Source organism: Streptomyces sp. WAC06614 (assembly GCF_003949795.1).
Taxonomy (GTDB): Bacteria; Actinomycetota; Actinomycetes; order Streptomycetales; family Streptomycetaceae; genus Streptomyces.
In genome coordinates this window covers 1-21,146 of record NZ_RPRY01000113.1, presented here as the reverse complement: position 1 = coordinate 21,146, position 21,146 = coordinate 1, and the positions used below count along the sequence as shown (strand labels likewise).

The window sequence follows — 21,146 nt, the reverse complement described above, 5'->3', positions numbered from 1 at the left end:
GTAGGCACATGGGCACCGAGACCCCATGGGGAGCGGGGCGCTGAGGGCGCCGGAGGGCTCGGGGGCGCCTCGGAGCTGTCGGCGGCCAGGGTCGGCAGCAGCACTGGAAGTGCGGAATCGATCCGCCTGAACGGCCCTCACGGGGAGTGGCGTACCCGCCCGGCCCCTCGTCAGGCGCTACCGTCTGCCGCCGCAGCCGTCCGTCGCAGACATGACGGCCCCATCGCACCGGAGGAGGCGGACTAGATGCCCGACACCGCAGTGTCCGAGGTCCCGCGGGAGCCCGCGGGGCGGAGATGCCGCCCGGGGGCCGCGCGCAGGACGCGCGTCGGAGCCTGGTCGACGAGCCTGGCGGTCGTGTTGGCCGCGTTCGCCCTGACCACCCCTCTGGCCGCCCCGTCGGCCGCGGCCCCGTCCGCCGCTGCCCAGCCCTCGGGCAATCCGAACGAGTACCTGTACATCGCCAACTCCACGTCGGCCGCGTCATCGCCCTACGTGTCTGTGGCCAACCTCAACTACGACGACGTCACCGGCATCGCCAACGTCGACGCCAACCCCACGGCGGTGGCGGTCAAGCCGGACGGCACCGTCGCCTACTCGGCCAACACCGGCGCGGACACCGTGACGGTCATCGACGCCGCCACCGATGAGCCCCGCGCCACGGTCCAGGTCGGCCAACTGCCCCAGGGCCTGGCCGTCACGCCGGACGGCAACCACGTCTACGTCGCGAACACGTCCTCGAACACCGTGTCCGTGATCGACACCGGCACGAACCGGGTCACCGCCACCGTGCGGGACGACGTCGGCGAGGACCCCTTCGGCGTGGCGACCGCCGTCACCCCGACCGGCCCCCGCGCGTACGTCACCAACGGCGACGGCAATGTGGTGGTCATCGACACCAGCCTCACCGTCCCGCGCGTCATCGCCACCATCCCGGTCAGCCAGGACCCGCAGCAGGTGGCCTTCAGCGCGGACGGTTCCCGGGCTTACGTCGCCGGGCTCAACGGCGCGGGCACGGGGGCGGTGTCGGTCATCGACACCGCGACCAACGCGGTGATCCGCACCCTCACCCTGCCGGGCAGCACCCCCTACGGCGTGGCGACGGGGCCGTCCGGTTCCGACGTCTACGTCACCGACACCGAGAACGACGCCGTGCTGGTGATCGACCCCGCCGGCCAGGCCGTGACCGCCACCGTCTCCGTCGGCGACCGGCCCTTCGGCGTGGTCTACAGCTCGGACGGCAACTACGTCTACGTCGCCAACTTCGGCGACAGCACGGTGTCGCGGATCGGCGCGTACCTCCAGGAACCGGAGGTCGTCAACACGCTCGACAGCAGCTGGATCGAGGGCCCCGTCGGCCTGGCGGCCGGGCCCATTCCCGCCTCGCTGGGTGACACCGACCTGCGGCTGAAGGTGACCAAGGAGGGGAAGGGTCCGCGCGGAGCGGTGAACCCGGACCGCATCACCCTGCGCGCCGAGCTGACGGCGAACGGCAGGCCGCTGAGGAACAAGGTCGTCACCTTCACGTCGTCCACCGCCGGCTCCGCTGCGCTGTGCACCCCGCTGACCGATCGGAGGGGTAGGGTCACCTGTCACGACCGGTACCCGCACACCGGGCGCATCTGCTACACCGCCACCTTCAACGGCGCCGGCGGCTACGCGCCTGCCACCGCGACGACGTGTCGCCGCATCCCCGAGGTCCGGTAGGGGGCTCAGGGGCAAGCGGACCTTCGCTGGGGCCGCATTTACGGATTGCCGGCCGGACAGGGCGACCGAGAACCGCTCCTCCGGAGCCCTGCCGGCGATCCCGCCACCGGCCGCCCCCGCTTCGGCGTCCGATCCGGCAACCACGGCTCCCGTGTGTGCCCCAGGGGCGGCCCGATCGGAGGATCCGGCCGTCGTCCGGTGCATCGCCTGATGGGTCATATGCGGACACGCCCACACCGTGCGAGGCTCGTTTGCGCCCGGCAGACGGAGCCCTGGCAACTGTCCGTGCTCGGTCACCACCGTGCTGCAGTCAGACATTCGCCTCTCGGGACCCGATGCCGCCGATGCGTGAAACGGCTACTTCGTCCGCCCCCCCTCCGGTCAGGGCGAGACGGCCTCGCCGACCGTGAGCGACGCAGGCAACACAGGAGAGAGATGCATTCTTCATGACGGACGGGGACTACCGGCGGATCACCGTGGGGCTCAGCGGTTCCCTGGGCAGCATCACCGCACTGCACCGGGCGGTGCGCGAGGCACGCCGATGCGGTGCCGAAGTGCAGGTGGTGCACGCGACGTCCCTCAGCCACTACACGGTCGACTTCGTGGGGCTGGAGCTGGCTGCGGCGGAGCAATCGATGAATTTCATGCTCGAGTCCGCCTTCGGAACGGGGGGCCGGCCTCCTGGGGTGCGCCTCACTCCCCGCGTGCTCCTGGGCGGCGCCGGACCGGTTCTCGTACACGCCGCGGACCGGGACGATGAGCTCCTGGTCGTCGGCGCGCCTCGTCGCCGCCTGATCGGGCGTGGCGCCGCCCGGTACTGCATGACGCATGCCACCTGCCCTGTGCTGGTCGTTCCCCTTCCCACGCTGCGGCACCAGCCGGGTGCCGTGCCGTTCCACATGCGGGAGACCTGAACGGCAGGAAGCCGGGTGTGCAGTGGGCGGTGGCAGCGCCCTGCCGGCCGGCCCAAGCCGCTGGCACGCATGTCGAGATCGTGCCGGTCCTTGCAGGGCCCGACGCGCCGCGGGTCCCGCTCGTCGAGGAGTGCCGTGCACGACAGGGCGCTTTCGGGCTGATTTCGGTGCGCGGGCCCGAAGCTGTGGACTTCCGTCCACCCTTGGCGACCCCGGCCGCCAAGACACCCGTCTGGGACCGTGAGCGAGGGGAAACGCCGTTCAGTCAGGAAGCCCGCGTCCCCGTCCTTGGTCGAGGGACGCACTTTCAGCCGCAGATGCGTGCCGTAGGCAGGACCCCGAGGAGTCCCCGCTGGTCATGCACGCTGCGTTGGACCGGACCAGAGCCGTGGGCGGCCAGCCGCGTGGGCCCGGCACCGTCATTGGCCTGCCCAAACGATCGTTCGGTCTGCATGTTGTCCGGTTCCGGACGGGCACGACTGCGGCAGGGCGGCCGGTATGGCAGGGTGCTGACGCACGACCCTGACGGCGAGCTCAACAGCCCTAGTGGCGGGGGCTGTTGAGCTCGTCGCTTCGCGAGGGTCCTGTTGGGTGGGACAGGACCGATCGCATGACGGTCGAACACTTATGTGGGGGGCGTCACATCGAAGAGTGTTGCACCTGCAGGCCCTGTGGGATAGGGGTCTGCCCGAACGATTTGCAGAGAGCCGGGGCGCTCGGCGTGGACGGCACGGGCAGACGAAGGCCAGGGTCCGCAGGGCCGGCTGCCACCCGCAGCGAGCCGCTCCCCCACTTGTGCGTGCAAGGTGCTCGAGTGCCCGGGGTTTCTGTCGGCCGGGATGGGCAGACGGCGGTGCGCAGCCCGGCAGTCGAGTGCCCAGGATCGGCGCGGTCACACCGGGCCTCACGGGCCACGTGCTCGTAGGCATGGCGCACGCGGACATCCCGACGCCGACGACGTCTCCACCGGCTGCTGCATACGAACTGGGCAGCCGGGCATTCCCGGCCGTGCCGACCCCCGGAGGGTTCCCTTCGTCGGCGCGGGCCTGCGGTCAGTGGGCGGCCGCGGCCGGGGCCTGGCCGAGCAGCGGGACGTCGCCGGCAGTCACTTCCAGGCGGACAGCTGGTGCCAGGCACGGATGACGAAGCCGCGGAATTCCCCCTGCGGCGTCACGCGTAGTCCCGGAGACGTGCCGGATCCGCTCGAATGCCGCACCTCCTCCGACGCCGCCAACAGCTTCCGGTGGCGGTAAGGCGGCGCCCCGACGGCGCTGCCTTTTCGGCAGCCCGGGGAGGGGGGAGAGAGCCGGCCCTGGAGCCGTCGCCCATCGTGTTGCCGCGCTGCTGCACCCGGCCACGGAACAGATCGCAGCCGAGCCTTTCCGCTACCTGGAGGGTCTACCCGGCGCCTGATCCGCAGCATCGGCCGCAAGTGGGAGCGGCGCGCCGTCGAGAGGAGCGCGAGCGCCTCCTGAGGGTGCCCCGCAGGGGCAGGCCTGAGTGACCTGCAGTGGGGGGAGGTGCTGCGGACGACGCACCGGGGCGCGGACTGCAATTGGCGGCCGGGGTCGCGTGCCCGTGTCGGCGTCCGTGGTCGTTTGCGGTCAGGACAGGATGCCGATCAGGAGTTGGAGGGTGAACATGGCGACCATGCAGAAGCCGACGGCGGCGAGGAGCCATTGGGCTGCGCCGCGGGGGCTGTCGAAGCGGGTGAAGTAGCCGCCGATACCGGCGAGGCCGAGGAGGGCACCGCACCAGAAGACCGGGCCGTCGTGCCACTTCGCCAGTACTGCTATGGCGACCAGCAGGAGGGCCAGCGCGGCCAGTTGACCGCGTGTGGTGATGGTATGTATTCGATCCCCCGAGTGAGTCATGCCCGAATCCTAGCCGGGCCTGTGGATCGGCCTCGGGGCGACCACGATCGCCTCGTTCTCGACGTTCGCCAAGCTGCAAGCCATGTACGGAACGGTGCTCGTCGTGGTCGACCAGGCGGGCACGTTCGACCGGATGCTCCATGCAGCGCAGGCGCAAACCGACGCGGCGGACGACTTCGACTGGCTGGTGTCGATCGACTCCACCGTCGTCCGCGCCCACCAGCACGCGGCCGGCGCCGGAGAAAGGGGCTCCACAACCCCGCCCTCGGCCGGTCCCGAGGGGGGCTGACCACCAAGATCCACCTCGCCTGCGACGGGCCCGGTCGCCCGCTCGCGTTCGTCCTGACCGGCGGGAACACCAACAACTGCACCCAGCTCACCGCGGTGATGGACGCGATTCGGGTGCCCCGACCCGGCCCAGGCCGGCCCCGGACCCGACCCACCCATGTCATAGGCGACAAGGCCTACAGCTCGAAAGCGATCCGCACTCGGCTGCGACGCCGCGGCATCAGACACACGACCTCCGAACGGGCCGACCAGGTCCGCAACCGCGCCGCCGAGGCAGCTTCGGCGGCCGCCCGCCGGCCTTCGACCGTGACACATACAAACGTCGCAACGTCGTGGGCCCCTTCGCTGTGCCGCGCGACCGATTCTCGGCCCTCGCCCCCAGTACCCTCCGCCCTCGCAGCCGCGTCAGGGGGTGTAGGTGGCCCGAAGTGTGGCGGTTGCCTCCAACTCCACCCGGGCAATTCGGCAGTCCGTCAGGGACAGTGCTTCGTTGCACTGCCGGTAGAAATACTCTGCCATGCCTTCAAGGGTGGGGTTGAAGTCAACTGTGGTCAGCTGGTCGAGGATGTCGGCTTCCTCGCACAGGGCCCGCATTGCCGCGTAGATGGGGTCCGCATCCCAGATGATGAAGGAGTGGTCGACCCTTGCGATGATCGGCTTGACGGCCAGCGCAAGATCATTGGTGTCCATGATCGTTTTACCGCTGCCGAGTTCCTTGTCGGTTGCGAGCACGATCCGCAGAGTCCAGGTGTGCCCGTGGATCGCTTCTTCCTTGTGATAGTTGAAGCCGAGCGCACGGTGCCCCGCATCGAAGCGGAAGATCTTTTCGATCGTGATGGTCATGGCACACCTCAAGCTCACCGACGAGTGCAGCGACCTACGTCCGATGCCAAGTGGTCTCTCCGTTCAACGGCCTCCGGCGCGGAGAGTCCACGCGCGTTTCCCTTGCCCGGGCGAGCATGCCCTGACGGCAGACGCCTCTCAGCCTCGTGCGTCCATGTGCTGCTACGACGGCAACGCCCGCGGCACGAGGCGAGACATTCCCCCATCAGTTGCTCCAGCTCCTCCGACGCCGTAGCCGCTGGTCAGAAGGCCGGCCGGTGAAGCCCCGCAGCTGGAAGCCGACAGGCCCAGGGGGTCTCCGGCCTCGGCGACGCCGGTTGATCTGTCCTGGTTCCCGACTCGAGGGCAGGCCTCCGCACGACCAGCGGCAATCTCTCCCACGGCCGAGCACCTGGCCGGCGGCTGCCTCCAGTGTCCCTCCTCCACCTCCCCGATGCACCCTGGACGCTAGGGGGACACCTGCCTGGTCCAGGGTGCCGAGGTCGCGCAGCCCCTGGAGGTGGTTGCCAGGGGGCCGCGTCAGGACGGCTTCGTGCAGCTCGGCCTCCCGGGCGTTCGACGACCTGGCCGGGCTTGGCTCCGCCGACGTCCGGCGGTGGCCGCAGACGTCACTGAGGTCCGCGTACCCCGGCAGCCGCCGGAACGGCCCCTGCGCGCCTCCCCCGGCGGTTCAGCCGTTCGGATGGTGAACCGCCGGGGGGACCGGCGGAGTATCGGTGGCAGCGCGGGACGTCCTGTGCAGAGCCGTACCGACGGCGGCCGAACCGGCCCCAGCGGCGGCAGACACGCCCGCGAGACGAGGAGCACGCTCATGCGCAACATCATCCACAGGGGCCGCACCGCGACGACCGCACGGACGGCGAAGGGCCGCAAGCAGGCCGCCGGAACCCCGGACCCCGTGAGCCGGATGCTGACCGATCTCACCCACTACCTGCTGGTGCCGGGCCCCCTCGAACCCACCGAGGGAAGCTGCCGCGACCGCCACTGACCGCGCGCCACCCGGAGCCCGGGCCGATCACAGGCCCGGGCTCCGCGCGCGCCCGCCCGGGACAGGGCCGGGATCGGGCGTGCAGGGCGACGATGAGCCCTGTCGAGGATGCGGCCGATCTCCATGGCGATCTCCCGTGCCGGTGCCGGGGTCGGGGCAGCGGCGGCTTGATGCCCGGCGCGCAGGCGGGCGGCCCGGGTGGGATGGCTTTCGATGCCACGGACAGGCCCGCCGGCGCAGGAATCGGCGCATCGGGGCGGAGCTGACCTGCTCCCGAGCCCGGGCCACCGCAGTGGCGCGTTCGGCGTCGAAGGTGGCCACGGGGCCCGGAGCCGGCCGGGTCAAGGCCGCGCGCAGGTTCTCGGCCGTCACCCGGCGCCTGCGGGCCGGCCGGCCCGCAGGCGTGCTCGGGAGCCCTGCTCGGGCCGCCGCCTCCGCCGCTTCTGCCGCATGGGCAAGGTCACGGGGCCGCGTACGCCTGTGGTCAGCCGAGCGTTACAGCGGCGGAAGGCTACAGGGGCCTGATGTTGGCCGCCTGGATGCCCTTGGGGCCGGTCTTGACCTCGAACTCGACCTTCTGGTTCTCCTGCAGGGTCTTGAAGCCCTCCACCCGGATCTCACTGAAGTGGGCAAAGAGGTCGTCGCCCCCGCCCTCCGGGGTGATGAAACCGAACCCCTTCGCGTCGTTGAACCACTTCACCGTGCCCGTGGCCATGTGCCCTCCCTAGGAAGCCAGCATGCTGCGAGGCCGGACGGCCCGCAGCTCAAGTGATCATGCTAGGCAAGGGCGGGCCCGGACCTGGGTGCCGTCGGGCCGACTCGACTCGTTCTGTGCGCGCGCCGCCGGGAAACGGCCGAAGCACCTGCATTGCCCTCCGTAGGCCCCCTGGCCCGGCGGGTGACCGATCGCCGAGCAGGCCGCTCGTTTGCAGGGTCTGGGCGTTGTCCCCGCGGGCGAGCGGCCCTCCGAGCTGGGCCGTCGGGGGCTCGGCCGGTGGCCAGGATCAGGGGTCGAGGACCGTACGCCGAAACTCCCTGCCCGTCCCCTCTCTCTTCCTTGTTCGCTGCGGCCGTCATCGAGCGTTGCTGCATGCGTGTGCACCACGGGTGTCGGCCGGGGCCCTCGCCGGCATCGACCGCAACGATCACAGATGCCGGCCAGGATCGTGTTGTGCGGACGAGAGGAATTCCGGATGTCGGAACAGGTGGGCTGCGGCATCGACCGGCGGTCTGTGCTGAAGACGGTCAGTGGGGCATCGGCTGCTGCGGCCGGAATCGTGGCTGCAGCAACCGGACCGGAGGCAGGTGCTGTTCCTGTGCTCCCTGCTACGTCACCCGATGGCAGCTGGGCAGAACCCTCGACCGTCCCTGTTGAGGAAGGCTGGCTGGCCAAACGGCTCGCTGCCGGAGATTCTGGCGAACGCTTCAGCGGCCCCGGCACCGGATTCTCGGTGGACGGATGGATCCGGGCCAGGGTTCCCGGGACGGTACTGGCTACGCTCGCCGACAGGGGTCTGGTGCCCGACCCGTACTTCGGGCTGAACAACCTGCAGATCCCGGATGCCGGGGAAGTGGGCGTCGGCCAGTACACGTATTGGTTTCGCACCCGTCTCGACGTGCCCAAGACGGCTGGCAGGCACAACGGCCGGGTGTTCCTGGATCTGCGAGGCGTGAACTACAAGGCCGATGTGTACCTGAACGGTTCCCGGATCACTCCGGAACCGCTGACGGGCATGTTCCTGCGCCGCAAGCTGGACGTGACCGGTGCCGTACGACCGGGCGGGGAGAACGTACTTGCCGTTCTGGTGACGCCGCCCGACCCGCCCGGTGACCCTCGCTCAGGGGTCGGTGAGTTCGAGCCCGCGGGAACGAGCTGCCAGGGTGGGGACCAGCTCATCGGACGCAGCGTCACCGCGCAGGTGACCGCGGGATGGGACTTCTGGCAGCCTGTCCGGGACCGCAATACCGGCCTGTGGGACCGGGTCAGCCTGAATTTCACCGGGCCCGTCGTCTTCGCGTCCGATCCGAAGATCACCACCGAGATCGCATGGCGGGGCAGCCTCGCGACACGAGCGGTCGTCTCGGTCACTGCCTCCGCACGCAATACGGCGGCCACCGCGTTCCCTGCGCAGTTGCAGGTACGCATCGGCAAGCGGACGGTGAAGGGCGATCCGGTGACCGTAGGGGCCGGCGAGACGAAGGTACTGACCGCTGCGGTGACCGTGGACGACCCGCAGCTGTGGTGGCCTCACGGTTACGGAACCCCTCACCTGTACCCGGTGACGGTCGATCTCCTCGGCGAGGGCCGGCAGTCGCAGACGTATCGGGCGGACATCGGTATCCGTGAGCTGTCCTCCGCCGTCGACCCCACCACCACGGGACGCAAGTTCACCGTGAACAAGACTCCGGTCTTCATCCGCGGAGGCGCATGGGTCACGGCGGACGCCCTGCTCAGGCTGTCCGCCAGGAACTACGACGACCAGGTCCGGCTGCACCAGCAGGCCAATCTGAACCTCATCCGGGTCTGGGGCGGGAGCATCACCGAGCGGCCCGAGTTCTACCAGGCGTGCGACAAGTACGGCGTGCTGGTCTGGCAGGAGTTCTGGGTGACGGCCGACTGCACCGCAGGATCGAGCAACCCTGCCGATCGGCAGCTCTTCCTGGACAGCGCCAGGGACGCGGTGCGCATGCTGCGCAACCACCCGAGCCTGTGCCTGTGGGTCGGCGGCAACGAGGGGCCGCCCCCCGGCGACCTCGACAGCCGGCTCTCCGCGCTCGTTCAGGCCGAGGACGGAACACGCCCCTACGTCTCCTACTCCACCGACCCGGACGCGGGGCTCGGAACCGGCGGGCAGTTCTCCGACGGCCCTTACGGGATTCTCTACCCGTTTCAGTTCTTCGACGGAACCTGGACGGAACACCGGACGAGCACCGGCGCGCCTCAGCCGTTCACCCCGGAGACCGGATCCGTCGGCACCCCCGTCGCGGAGACGATCCGCGCGATCATGAGCAAGGCCGATGCCGAGGACTTCCCCAAGGTCACGCAAGCCACCTGGCCACCCAACAAAGCGTGGAACTTCCACCTGTGGATCCCGTTCTTCGCCGGGGACAGCACGACCAAGGACCAACTGGTGCTCTACCAGCAGCCGGCCACGCTCGACGAATTCTGCGAGCAGGCTCAGGCAGCCCAGTACCAGCAGTACAAAGCCATGTTCGAAGGCCGGAACGCCGCGATGTGGCGCTGGTACACCGGTGGTGTCATCTGGCGCTCCGCACCCGGCTGGACAGGCCTTCGAGGGCAGCTCTACGACTGGCATCTGGAACAGACCGGCGGATACTGGGGGGTCCGAAAAGCGGGAGAGCCTCTCCACCCCCAGCTCGATCTCAGCAACCTCGCCGTCGCCGTCGTCAACAACACCCGGCAGGACAGCAAGCCCACCCACCTGACCATCACCGTCGTCGGCCCCGACGGCCGCGTCATCGAGGACAAGACGCGGCAGCAGGACATCGGTTCCGTCCCCGCCGCCGGCCAGCAGACGGTCACCAGTCTCGCCGACGTCCTGACCCCCAATGCCTTCCAGCTCGTCAAGCTCCAGCTGAGGGACCGCCGTGGGCGCCTCGTCGCGGACAACACGGACTGGCTCTACAACGCCCCCGGCCCCCAGCCAGACCTGGCCTACGCCCCCCTGCGAAACCTCGCCCGCTCACATGTCACCGCACACGCGACGAGAGGAGGCAGCAGCGAGGGCACCGTGGAGATCGTCCTGCGCAATCACAGCGACGTCATCGCCTTCCACGTACGGATCCAACTCGTCGGTGCCCGGAGCGGCAAGCGGGTCACCCCGTTCTTCCTGACGGACAACTACCTCACCCTCCTGCCGGGCGAGAGCAGAACCGTCCAGGGGCACTTCCACGAGAATCTGCATGAGCAGACCGAACTCCTGATCAGCGGCTGGAACGCGTCCCTCGAGGATTCGGGTCACATTCCCATCCGCCAGGGCTGACGACCGCCGGCGCTGAGTGTCGGCGAACGACGGCGGGCTCACGGGATCGACGCACCCGCCACGGAGGATCACCGAGTCGTCCAGCCTGATCGTCGTGGCCGCGGGACAGCACGACAGGTGGCCAGGCGGCTCGGCCGCTCCGCCTCCACGGTCTCGCGGGAGATCGCCCGTGACGGCGGCCGCGTCCGCTGCCGGGCAGCGGCGGTCGATGCCGCCGCACGCGAACGCAGCCGTCGCCGCGAAGGGGCGAAGCTCGCCCGGCGACCCGTACTGCGCGTACGGGCCGGCTGACCACGACGCCGCCGTACGGCCCGCACCGCGGGACCTTCGCGGTCTGCTCACGTTGATCCCTTGCTCCGGTGTGGAGGGGACCGCAGCGGGCATCTCCACAGGGGCCGGACTTGCTGGATCCGCCTCTGATCAGGGTTATTCATGTGAACTTTCGCCGCTTTGGTGAGAATGTGACCGGCATGGATCCCCTCAACGGCCGTTCAGTCGTGCTGCGTCGTGCGACGCCCGATGACGCACCCGGCTTCCGCGCTGCCCTGGCCTGCGAGGAGGTGGCCCGCTGGTGGACCAGGAACGGCTGGCCGGACGTCGAGGGCGATCTGGGCCGGCCCGATCACCGGCACCTCGCGATCACCGTCGAGGGCACGGTGGTGGGAATGATCCAGTGGTGGGCGGAGGACTCGCCGGTGTGCCCCTACGCCACGGTCGACATGTTCCTCCACCCCGACCACCACCGCCGCGGGTACGGCACCGATGCCCTGCGCACCCTGGTCGGCTGGCTGCTCGGCCCCGGCGGACAGCACCGCATCACGATCGATCCCGCAGTCGACAACACCGCCGCCATCCGCTGCTACGAGAAGGTGGGCTTCCACCGCGTGGGAGTGCTTCGCCAGTACTGGAAGGACGATGCCGGGCAGTGGCGCGACGGGCTCCTGCTCGACCTGCTCGCCGGTGACCTCGTAGCCGGTCGGGAAGGCGGACACGGTGAGCGTTGAGATCCGCCCCCTCGTGCCGGAGCAGGCGGTGGAGTTCCTGCGGATCGTGCCCGGTTACGCGGGCACGCCGAGCTGGGAGCCGGAACCACCGGCCTGGCACTCGGGCCTGGGCGCCGCTCCGAGGTTCGACGAGCCGGCCAGCAGCGAGGACCTGGTCAAGGCCGCGGCGGGGCTGTGTGATCTGGACCGTGCGCGGGCCGCGTTCGTGGACGGCCGGCTGGTGGGGACCTCGCAGATGCTGTCGCTGGAGGTCACTGTGCCCGGAGCCGGTCCGGTGCCGATGGGCGGGCTGACCGCGGTCGGAGTCCTGCCGACCCACCGGCGGCGCGGCCTGCTGCGAGCGATGATGCGCGCTCTGGTCGACGACTGTCACGAGCGGGGCGAGGCGCTGGCCACGCTGAGCGCGGCCGAGGGCCGTATCTACGGCCGGTACGGCTTCGGTCCGGCGACCTACCAGGCCCGTTGGGAACTGGACGTCGCCCAGGCCGGGCGACCGTACCCGCACGAGCAGCAGGGACGGATCGAGTTGGTCGACGCCGGGGCGGCGAAGGCAGTGTGGGCGAGCCTGCACGACCAGGTTCGGCAGCACCGGGTGGGAGAGGTCAGCGCGCATCATGGACTGTGGGACGGCCGGGCCGCCCGTACTGGTGCCTGGCAGTACCTTCTCCATTACGACGGCAGCGGCACCGCGGACGGCGCAGCCGTCTACCGTGTCCCCTGGTCTCCGGACCCCGCGACTGCCGGGACGGTGGAGGTCGACTGGCTGGAAGCCGCCTCGGCCGCTGCCTACACGGATGTGTGGGCCTTCCTGACCGGCCTCGACCTGACCCGGCGCATCGTCGCAGGCAAACGGCCCGTCGACGAAGTACTGCGCTGGCAGCTCGCCGACCCCCGCGCCCTGCGCATCACCCGGCAGAGCGACGACTTGTGGGTCCGGCTGATCGACGTCCCCGCTGCCCTGGCCCACCGCACGTACGCGGTGGAGGGCTCGCTCGTGGTCGAGGTCACCGACCCGTTCTGCCCGTGGAACCAGGGCCTTTGGCACCTGGAGGGCGGACCGGACGGCGCCCACTGCCGGCGGGCGCCCCGAAGCGCGTCGGCGGACCTGTCGCTGGGCGCCACAACCCTCGGGGCGGTCTACCTCGGCGGCACTCCTCTGGGGCCGCTCGCCGCCGCGGGTCTGATCGACGAGCACACCAGCGGCGCTCTGGGCCGGGCCACGGCCATGCTCACCGCGCCGCAGGCACCCCACAACGCCATCGGCTTCTGACCCCGGCCGGCATCTGCCCGCCGGAGACCCTCCCGGCACCGACGACGCACAGAGCCCCGGCCACTCGTGCCGGCCGGCAGCCCCGCATCTCTCCCGCTCCGTCGTCTTCACCCACGAGCCGGGGCCGTTTGCGGCGGGAGAGATGCGGTGGCAGCGGAATTGTTCCCCTCGACCCTCCCGACCATGGACATCCTCGGCGGGAGCGGCCCCGGACGTGCCTGACTGGACAAGGCTGCCCCGGACCGTGGCCCGGATGCGCGCCAGATGGTCCCTGCACCTTCAGGCCCCGTTCCACGGCGGCAGCTGCTCGTGGGGGGCGCCCGCCACCTGCCGGACGGGCCCCGCCGTACTGAAGATCAGCCAGCCTCACCGCGCAGCAGTCGGCGAGGCCGAGGCGCTGTGCCTGTGGGACGGACACAGGTCCGTACGCCTCCTGCCGGAGGACCGAGGCCACCACGCACTACTGCTGGAGCGATGCACCCCGGGCCACCCCCGCCGGTCGGCGAACCACCTCAGCGCCGAAGTGCGACTGCTGGCGGGCGCCGAGATCCTCCCCGTGAGCTGTGGCGGGTGCCGGTGCCGGAGCCGACGGGGCCGGGGCAGCTGGCGGACGTCACCACGCAATGGCCGGCCTCGCCGAGGATTCGGCTACGGCCCGTGGCCGCTCCTGGAGGAGGTCGACGACCGGTTCGCCCGCGCCGACCCCCACCACGTGCTCGCCGGGCTTCGCCCTGATGGCCGACGCCCTCGGTGAGGACGTCGGCCGGCTCCCGGCGTGGGCCATCGACCGTCGCTGAACCGCGTCCCGAACCGCAGGACCACCGCCATCCTGGGCGCCGCCGTCCTCCTGAGCGTCATCGGCGGTGGAAGCGCGTACGCGGCCGCGGCCGGCCCCAGCACACCGGCCCACACCATCAGCGTTCCCGACGGCACCCAGCACGAGCCGGGCAAGAACGTCACCGTCTCCGCTCCCGAGGGCACCCCGCACGGCCCCGCCAAGGACGCCAACGGCGACGACATCACCACCCCCGTCCCCGCGGACAAGTAGCCGCCAGCGGGCCCAGGCTCGTGGCATCAGGGCAGCAGATGTACGCCGGTCTGGGCGGAGGGGCACGCATCATGTGCGCCCGCAGGGGCATTGAGGCGCCTCCTCCTGCCCAGGCCGCGGCCCGAAGGCCTGCTGCTGGGGTACACGACTCCAGGAAGTCAGCGCCCGCTGCACGATGCGCGAAGAGGCGGCAGGCTCCCACGGGAACTCACCGGCCTGTCAACTCTGTCCGGGAAAACTCACCACCAGAGAGATAGATCGCTCCATGCGGCTCACCAAGAACTGGAACGGCCGGCGTCCTGCGATTGCCGGTTCCCTTGCGGCCCTTGCCGGGGTCGTCGCCCTGGCGGCTCCCGCACACGCCGTCATAGGAGGTGATGACGCTCCCGCACCCGAGACCTGGATGGCCTCCCTCCAGACGGAGCAAGGCGCTTTCTGTGGTGGCACGCTGATCGACAGTGAATGGGTCCTGACAGCATTTCACTGTGTGGGGGACGGCCACGTACCGAAGGACGACATGCAGGTTCGGATCGGTAGCCTCGCGGCGGGCGAGGGTGGCGCGGTCGCCACGATCGCGGAAATCGTCAAGCACCCCGATGCCAAGTTCACGGAAGGTGCCGGTTTCTCCGGGCCCGACCTTGCCCTGCTCAAGCTGGAAGAGCCGGTCCACAGCCCACCCGCCCCGCTCAGTAGCAGGACGCCGCCGACCGGCACGTCGGCGCGGATATTGGGGTGGGGCAACATGTGCAGCGACAAGCTGTGCGAGCCGGAGACGCTCCAGGAACTCACGCTACCGCTGAGCGAGAAGGTGAACGATAAACTCCGGTTCGAGGATGACATGTTCCGCGGAGCCGGGCCCGGCGATTCCGGTGGCCCGTTGGTCGTGAAGTCCGGCGACGGCGGCTGGCAGCTCGCTGGGGTGGTGTCATCCAGCATGCGCAACAGCACGCACTCCCTCTCCTCCTTCACCGATGTGGCCCAGTACCGGGAATGGATCGGCCGGACCGTAGAGCAGTTGCACTGATCCCGGTCGGAGATGAACCGGCTTCTCCCGCGTATCTCTTCGCGAACCTCAGGTCGTCGGGGATGCCGACCGAGCGGCACCGCTGCGGGTCCTGGGTCCAGGACCGTGGGATGTGGAGGCGGCGGTCGATGGCGGCGTGTCCGGCCGCACTCGCGTGGACGAGGTGGACGGCGACCTGGGAGTTCTCGATCCGGCCCGCGGTTCCGATGGACTGGCGCTGAACCGCACGCCGGCCGGGCGGGCGACACCGGCGTGCTCGGCGATCGTCCAGCAGTTCTTCCCTGGCGGGTCCGCGAGCAGCCCCAGTGCGAACGCCCTGGCTCGGCGGCGGGGTTCCGCCCGGGCGAACCGGCCCGCCGCCTTGCCCCTCAGGCCCTCGAACACCGATGGCCACCGATGGCCACCGATGGCCGCCGACCAGGATCTACGCTGTGGCCCACGGCCACCGGCTGATCTTCGTTTGTCGACACCGTCCTCACCGGAGACCAACCTCACTCGGCACGATCAAGGCCGGCGTCAGACCGGCTGTCCGCTGTCAGAGGGTGGCAGCGCGCAGCACGATCAGGGCGACGGAGGCCACAGTGAGGACCACCGCCGGAGGTGCGCCCTTGTGGTCGCCGACGCGCAGGTGGGAGGCGACCGCCCCGGCGAAGTAGAGCGTCAGGCCGATCGCGGCGGCGATTCCGACGGGTCCCCACCAGAGTCCGGCGATCACACCGGCCGCGCCCGCGACCTGAGCGCCGATCAGGAAAGTCATCATGCTCGGCGGCACTCCGAGGGTGGACATCTGCTCGGTGATGTGCTGCGTCCGCAGGGACTTGGCCCCGGCCGATACCAGGAGAAGCGCCGACATGAACGCGGTGACGACGACAAGGGAGACGAACATGACTGAAACCTCAATCGTGCGAGATGCGGGTAAGGGGGCGTGCGCACCTCGACGACGATAGGCGGCCGTCAGGTACCTCCAGGTAACCTTCGGGGCATGAGCCTGCGCCCCGGAATTGCCTTCCTCGCCGACTGTCCCGCTCTCCTGGCCATGGAGATCATCGCCAGCAAGTGGTCCATGGTCACGCTCTTCGCGCTGACCGACGGCCCGTTGCGCCACGGCGAGCTGGTCGAGCTGAGCGGTGGCATCTCGCGCAAGGTACTGACCCAGACGTTGCGTCGACTCCAAGCCAACGGGCTGGTCGAGCGGCACGCGTACGCCGAGGCGCCGCCGCGCGTGGAGTACAGCCTGACCGATCTCGGGCGAACCCTGGAGGAGCCCATCAGGATGCTCACCGCATGGGCGCGGGAGAACGGCGAGGCGGTCGTCACCTTCCGGGAAGCAGCCGAGGCGGCCAGGACCATCGGGGCAGATCAGGCGACCCCGGTGAAGACTCCCCATGGTGATGAGAACCCGAGCCGTTTCTGATCAAGAGAAGAGGCTGGACCTGTAGACCCTGCCGTCCCCGGAGACTTGGCCGTCCTCGTGATCGGAGCCCTTCCTGCAAGAGGCCGACGACGCCCGTCACCTCGGGGTCAAGCCCCTGGTCCTGAAGGAGCTCCCGCAACCGGACCCGGAGCAGGTGGCGTACACGTCCGCGCACCCATTCACCGATTAGTGATCATGAAGCTGTTTCCTCCGTCAAGACTGCCCTGATTGAAGCACGAGTAGAGCCGCGCGTTGCCACCCGTGAGAGCGCAGGTCGCCAGCGCCTTGTCCGTCTTCTGAGTAATGGTCAGAGTCAGGCCACCCATCTGCCACTCGGTGACGGTGTTCATCTCGCTGCCGGTCACCCTGTTGAAGTAGGAGAAGGTCTTGTTACCCCAAGTGGGTATTTGGTCGCCTTCCTTAGGCACCGGGTACTTGCTGAAGGGAATGAACGGCGCCGTGCTGGTATCGGTGCTGAGTTTCGTCAGGGTGAAGGGGTACGTCGTCCACTGGCGGGCGTCCACGATGAACGTGGGCATGAGGTGCCCGTCCGTGGGCTGCGCTGCGTGAGCGGCCGTAGCGGTGCCCGCGACGGCTGTCATCGCGGCCGCGAACGCGACGACCAAACCCTGCCTTGCACGCATGGGACATCAACTCTCTTACCTGATGGTTCGGTCGGGTCCGTGTCCCGACACACAACACATACGAACCTCGAAGGGTCCGGCGCCCGACTGCCTCGTCCTCGTCCGACGGGTCGGCCCACCGAAGGAACATCACCATGGTCGGCGAGCGGTGTGGTCGGTGGCTTGCTCGCAGGTGCAGTCTCCGAGGCAGCCGGCTCTGTCCGTGCGCCGTGCCGGAAGCACCCGGGGGCGGGTCTGCCAACCGGCCGAACAGGCAACACCCGCAGGAACACCTCGAAGCGCAACTGCGGAACCGCGGCCAGGAAGACCTGTCCGCCGGCGACCTGCGCCGTCTGAGCGCGGGGAGGCTGAGCGGGACGAGGCCGGAGGATCCATTTCAGCTTTCCCGGCATCCAGCTCGCCGGCCCGCAGGACCGTGAGGCCGTCGTGGGCGGGCACGATCCGGACCGCGCAGACAGCAGGAGTGAGATGAGCGGGATTTGCCGAGGTGCGGCTCAGTGAACGTGCGGACGCCTCGCTCGCTGCTGGGGCGATCACGCCCAGGGCCAAGCACGCAATCCCGTCGGTCGCGGCGGCTTGCTATGACTGGTCGGGCCGTTCAGCAGTGCCGCCTACGGGGTGTTCTCCTGGTGCGCGGAGGTGCCGCTCGCCGGGTTCGTGCAGGTCAGATCCTTATCGGGCAGTCGGCCCGTCGCCAGGTATGTATTGGCCGGGGCTTCGGCACAGCTGCCGCCCCCGTAGGCGATGTGCCCTTCGCCGTCGGCTACCGTCACCATCCGGGAGCCCTTGAGTGCCTGGTGGAGGCCCTGGGCGCTGGCCAGCGGGGTCTGGGAATCCCACTCGTTCTGGAGGATCAGGACCTCTGCTTCCTTGTTCATCGGTGTGGCCGGCTCCAGCGGTTTGTTCCAGAAGGCGCACGGCTTGATGTGGGAGGCGATGTCCCCGTACAGCGGGTAGTCCTTCCTGTCCCGGGCCGCGTCCTTCGCATACTGCTCGGGGCTGTCCGGCCAGGCGGTGTCCCCGCACAGCACGGGCCAGAACTGCCCGCCTCCACCGCCCCATCCTGTGGGGACGCCTCCAGGGTTGCCATCCAGCAGCTTCAGCTTGGCGGGGTCGGTGCCGACGGGCATCGGCTTGCCTTCGGCCGCTGCTTTGAGCATGGCGAACGTCTCGGAGAAGGACGAGGGGTAGAAGACCTGCCCTCGCGTGGCGCGGCGGATGTCGTCGCCGGTGGTCTCCGCGGGCCAGTACCGGCTGCTGATCTTGATCGGTTCCTTGTCGGCGCGTGCCACCAGCGCCCAGAAGGTGTCGGACACCGCTTCGGGGCTGTCGCCCAGTCCGAATTCCGTGTTCCGCTCGGCCGCCCACGTGGTCCACCGGGTGAAGGCCGGTTCGCTCTCGGTCGCCCAGACCTGCTGCATGCCCCGCCAGATGCGCGCCGGGTCGACCCCGCTGTCGAGGACGAAGCGGTCGGTCTGCTCGGGGAACATCTGCGAGTAGACCGCGCCCAGGTAGGTGCCGTACGACTTGCCCAGGTAGGAGATCCTCTTCTCACCCATCACCTCGCGGATGGTGTCCATGTCGCGCGCCGTGTTCCGGGTGGTGATGTAGGGGAGCGCTTCGCCGGCGTTCTTACGGCAGTCGTCGGCGACGGCCCTGGCCCGAGCCTTGTCGGAGTCGAAGGTCTCCGGCCGGTAGGGCTGATCGAAGTCGCCGCCGCCGCAGGAGATCGGGCTGGACCTTCCGACGCCGCGTGGATCGAAGCCGATCAGGTCGTACTGGTCACGGACGTCCTTGGGCAGTGAGTTCTCCGTGTAGAGCGGCCAGGTGAGCCCGGGCGCACCCGGCCCGCCGGGGTTGATGAGCAACACCCCTCGCCGCTTCGCTGGATCGGCGCTCTTGATCCGGGATATGGCCAGATCGATCATGGGCCCGTCAGGTCGCTGATAGTCGAGTGGAACCTTGAGCGTGGCGCACTCGAGCGACTCCGGCTGATCAGAGCTGCATCTCTGCCATGCGGGCTTCTGGTCCTCATACCGGCCCGCCGGTGCTGCAGTGGCCTCTGTCGCCGCGAGCAGAGGCAGACTGGTCGCGATGAGTCCCGCGGTGGCGAGCAGAGGTGCGAGGCGTTTGCGGCGCACGAAAACGTTTCCTTTCCGAGGCTTCCCGAGGCCGGACGCTTGGCTGTCAGGCGGTAGTGATGCGCACCCACGTCACGACACGACGTGCTGGGGTGCTCGCCAGCCTGCGGCCCGCGGCTCGTGCGGGCAACCGTCGATCGTGCAGCCGTTGGGGTGGACTTGTCCGACAGGTGGCGCAGCAGCACGATCGTGCGGACGGCGGGGCCGACCTCGTGGAAGGCTCGGGAGACCTGGTTCTTCCGGGACCGGTTGGTCAGCCGGCGCAGCACCGTCACGGAGGAGACGGTGCCCTGCTTGACGGACAGGGCGACTGCATGAGATCGGGCCAGTGGCGGCGGATCACCTCCCGGCCGACGGCGGTGCGGAGGTCGGTGGAGAGCAGTGGGCCGATGTGCCGGTAGCGCGTGTCCGGGTCGGGGCGGTGGAAAGTGTGGCGCCAGTTACGCGCGGGTGCGTGCCCGCGGTGTCGTGGTGTCCAGCAGCACCCAGGCCCGTCGTCCGTCGGCTGCCGCGTCGGTGCCGCAGCTGACGGTGCCGGTGAGGGCGGCGAGCTCGTTCAGGGCGTCGTCGTCGGGGGGGTCGGGGTCGGGTCGGTGGCTGAGGGCGAGGATGAGCAGCCGGTCGTCCTGGTCGGCGAGGTGGAGGCTGAGCCGCCTGCCACCGTCGGCGAGGACGGCGGCCACGAGCAGCTGCACGGCTGCGGCCAGGGTCTCGTCCTGCGGGTATGCGTAGCCCCAGGAGCGGGTGGTCTCCGTGACGTGGCGTGCGGCCTTTTGGGCGGCCCATGTGTCGGCGGCGAGCGGCCAGTTCGCCGACCGGCGGTTGCGGACGCTCATGCGGGCCGGCCTGGGCACGGCGGGCAGCAGCGGGGCGGTGACCGTCGGAGCCTGGTTGTCTGGCCGCTGCGGCTCCACCGGACGCTTCGGTGGCGGCGGCGACTTGGGCGGGTAGGTGGGCGGCAGCCTGGGCTCGCCCGCGTGCATCGGCTCCGCCATGACGATCCGCCTCCCGCTCGTGTCCTGGGTGGTGAGGGGAGCGTACCCGCATTCGTGGCGTCTGCCGCTCTGCTTCGGGGACTGCTGCCCAGTCCAGGCACTGGATGCCGTCAGCAGCGTCTCCGGCGGGGTGTTCTTCTCCTGGTGCTCGGGGGGGCCGCGCCGCTTGCCGGGTTCGAGCAGGTCACGTCGTTGTCGGGCCAGTCGGCCCGTTGCCGGTCGGCTCCGATCGACGCGGCTCAGCCGCCCTCACGTCGTAGCGCTGGTCCCGGAAGGCGCGTCCGTAGGGGCTTGAGCACTGCCAGGTCGCCCGCCTCCACGGCCCGCCCTTGTGCCGTGCGGCGCATGTCGCACACCCCCCCCCACCAGCCCTTGGTGGTCGGTGCCGTGCCCTACGGTTGGTCGAGCCAGGTGCGGGCGACGTGTGCGCCGTCGTCCAAGGCCCGGCCGGCGTCGGCGAACGCGCCGAGGTTGGTGAAGGTGCCGTGCGGGGTGAACAGTTCGACGTGGGTTCCGGTCGCGCGGAGGTCGGCGACTTCCTCGCGCATACGGGCGGGCACGGTCTCCGGAACGAAGGGTCCCAGCCCCGCCGGGGCCAGGATCCAGACGGTGCCGGCACCGCGGGCGAGGTCGGAGTTGAGGAGCGAGCCGTAGCCGCCGTCGATGTACTGCTGTCCGCCGACGGTGAGGGGGCCGGTACGTCCGGCGGCTGCCGATGAGGCGGCCACGGCGAGGAACAGCGGGACCTCGCCGCGGAAGAGTTTCCTCTCGCCCGTGGACACGTCACGGGCCACCACGGTCAGATCCCCTGCGGGCCACTCCTCGCCCACCATCTGGCGGACCTGCCCGAGGTGGGAACCGTCGTCGGGGTGCTCGGCCATGAGCTTGCCCAGGGCGCTGATCGCCGTGGGGCCCCCGTCGTAGGAGGCGGCGGCGGCCTGCCGCAGCTCGGCATCCGCAGAGGCCCCGGTCCGGGCGGGGGCGCTGT

Annotated in this window: 17 protein-coding genes and 4 pseudogenes; 11 read left to right on the top strand and 10 right to left on the bottom strand. The window is 70.0% G+C overall.

Features of this window, described 5'->3' with window-relative positions:
- Nucleotides 1–357: 357 nt before the first annotated feature.
- Together EF918_RS17345 and EF918_RS17340 are read left to right on the top strand one after the other, a co-directional pair.
- Complete coding sequence (locus EF918_RS17345; protein ID WP_185921788.1) at nt 358–1,707, top strand: beta-propeller fold lactonase family protein; 1,350 nt, start codon at nt 358–360, stop codon at nt 1,705–1,707.
- A 446-nt stretch (nt 1,708–2,153) separates the two neighbouring features.
- Complete coding sequence (locus EF918_RS17340; RefSeq protein ID WP_125646668.1) at nt 2,154–2,621, top strand: universal stress protein; 468 nt, start codon at nt 2,154–2,156, stop codon at nt 2,619–2,621.
- Nucleotides 2,622–4,225: 1,604 nt separating this feature from the next.
- Here EF918_RS17340 and EF918_RS17335 read toward each other — a convergent pair.
- A complete protein-coding gene (locus tag EF918_RS17335) occupies nt 4,226–4,495 on the bottom strand; it encodes a hypothetical protein (RefSeq protein WP_125646665.1) in 270 nt (89 codons plus the stop codon).
- A gap of 172 nt (nt 4,496–4,667) precedes the next feature.
- Here EF918_RS17335 and EF918_RS17330 point away from each other — a divergent pair.
- Nucleotides 4,668–5,112, top strand: a pseudogene (locus EF918_RS17330) (IS5 family transposase); the annotation flags it as partial.
- A gap of 76 nt (nt 5,113–5,188) precedes the next feature.
- Here EF918_RS17330 and EF918_RS17325 read toward each other — a convergent pair.
- Nucleotides 5,189–5,626, bottom strand: coding sequence for a 6-carboxytetrahydropterin synthase (locus tag EF918_RS17325; protein ID WP_125646662.1), 438 nt, complete (start codon nt 5,624–5,626; stop codon nt 5,189–5,191).
- An 811-nt stretch (nt 5,627–6,437) separates the two neighbouring features.
- On the opposite strand from EF918_RS17325, the gene EF918_RS37020 reads away from it, so the two are divergent.
- Nucleotides 6,438–6,614 carry a hypothetical protein gene (locus EF918_RS37020; RefSeq protein WP_185921787.1) on the top strand — a complete coding sequence of 59 codons (177 nt, stop codon included), beginning with the start codon at nt 6,438–6,440 and terminating at the stop codon, nt 6,612–6,614.
- 511 nt (nt 6,615–7,125) lie between these two features.
- Here EF918_RS37020 and EF918_RS17320 read toward each other — a convergent pair.
- On the bottom strand, nt 7,126–7,329 hold the full coding sequence (locus tag EF918_RS17320; protein WP_125646659.1) for a cold-shock protein: 204 nt from the start codon (nt 7,327–7,329) through the stop codon (nt 7,126–7,128).
- A 478-nt stretch (nt 7,330–7,807) separates the two neighbouring features.
- Between EF918_RS17320 and EF918_RS17315 the strand changes: the two genes are divergently transcribed.
- The 6 genes from EF918_RS17315 to EF918_RS17285 all read left to right on the top strand — a co-directional run bounded on the left by EF918_RS17315 (nt 7,808) and on the right by EF918_RS17285 (nt 14,964).
- Nucleotides 7,808–10,618 (top strand): glycoside hydrolase family 2 TIM barrel-domain containing protein, encoded by a 2,811-nt coding sequence (locus EF918_RS17315; protein WP_185921786.1) that lies wholly within the window; start codon nt 7,808–7,810, stop codon nt 10,616–10,618.
- 12 nt (nt 10,619–10,630) lie between these two features.
- On the top strand, nt 10,631–10,909 hold the full coding sequence (locus EF918_RS37015; RefSeq protein WP_125646683.1) for a helix-turn-helix domain-containing protein: 279 nt from the start codon (nt 10,631–10,633) through the stop codon (nt 10,907–10,909).
- A gap of 143 nt (nt 10,910–11,052) precedes the next feature.
- A complete protein-coding gene (locus EF918_RS17305; RefSeq protein ID WP_260610295.1) occupies nt 11,053–11,622 on the top strand; it encodes a GNAT family N-acetyltransferase in 570 nt (189 codons plus the stop codon).
- On the top strand, nt 11,612–12,892 hold the full coding sequence (locus EF918_RS17300) for a GNAT family N-acetyltransferase (RefSeq protein WP_125646653.1): 1,281 nt from the start codon (nt 11,612–11,614) through the stop codon (nt 12,890–12,892). Before EF918_RS17305 ends, EF918_RS17300 begins: the two co-directional genes overlap by 11 nt.
- 775 nt (nt 12,893–13,667) lie before the next feature.
- Nucleotides 13,668–13,940 carry a hypothetical protein gene (locus EF918_RS17290; RefSeq protein ID WP_125646646.1) on the top strand — a complete coding sequence of 91 codons (273 nt, stop codon included), beginning with the start codon at nt 13,668–13,670 and terminating at the stop codon, nt 13,938–13,940.
- Nucleotides 13,941–14,205: 265 nt separating this feature from the next.
- Nucleotides 14,206–14,964: a trypsin-like serine protease gene (locus EF918_RS17285; protein WP_185921784.1), complete on the top strand. Its 759-nt coding sequence runs from the start codon at nt 14,206–14,208 to the stop codon at nt 14,962–14,964.
- 34 nt (nt 14,965–14,998) lie between these two features.
- Here EF918_RS17285 and EF918_RS17280 read toward each other — a convergent pair.
- Nucleotides 14,999–15,336, bottom strand: a pseudogene (locus EF918_RS17280) (transposase); the annotation flags it as partial.
- A gap of 163 nt (nt 15,337–15,499) precedes the next feature.
- Nucleotides 15,500–15,850: a DoxX family protein gene (locus EF918_RS17275; protein ID WP_125646640.1), complete on the bottom strand. Its 351-nt coding sequence runs from the start codon at nt 15,848–15,850 to the stop codon at nt 15,500–15,502.
- A gap of 96 nt (nt 15,851–15,946) precedes the next feature.
- On the opposite strand from EF918_RS17275, the gene EF918_RS17270 reads away from it, so the two are divergent.
- Nucleotides 15,947–16,378, top strand: a complete 432-nt coding sequence (locus EF918_RS17270) for a helix-turn-helix domain-containing protein (protein WP_125646637.1) — start codon at nt 15,947–15,949, stop codon at nt 16,376–16,378.
- Nucleotides 16,379–16,557: 179 nt separating this feature from the next.
- Here EF918_RS17270 and EF918_RS17265 read toward each other — a convergent pair whose 3' ends face one another.
- The 5 genes and pseudogenes from EF918_RS17265 to EF918_RS37010 form a co-directional block, all read right to left on the bottom strand.
- On the bottom strand, nt 16,558–16,917 hold the full coding sequence (locus EF918_RS17265; RefSeq protein WP_125646634.1) for a hypothetical protein: 360 nt from the start codon (nt 16,915–16,917) through the stop codon (nt 16,558–16,560).
- Nucleotides 16,918–17,633: 716 nt separating this feature from the next.
- A complete protein-coding gene (locus tag EF918_RS17255) occupies nt 17,634–19,163 on the bottom strand; it encodes an alpha/beta hydrolase (RefSeq protein WP_125646627.1) in 1,530 nt (509 codons plus the stop codon).
- A 167-nt stretch (nt 19,164–19,330) separates the two neighbouring features.
- A pseudogene (locus tag EF918_RS39295) lies at nt 19,331–19,468 on the bottom strand (Tn3 family transposase); the annotation flags it as partial.
- 135 nt (nt 19,469–19,603) lie between these two features.
- Nucleotides 19,604–20,158: a hypothetical protein gene (locus EF918_RS38235; RefSeq protein WP_260610292.1), complete on the bottom strand. Its 555-nt coding sequence runs from the start codon at nt 20,156–20,158 to the stop codon at nt 19,604–19,606.
- A gap of 392 nt (nt 20,159–20,550) precedes the next feature.
- Nucleotides 20,551–21,146 (bottom strand): annotated as a pseudogene (locus EF918_RS37010) (hypothetical protein); the annotation flags it as partial.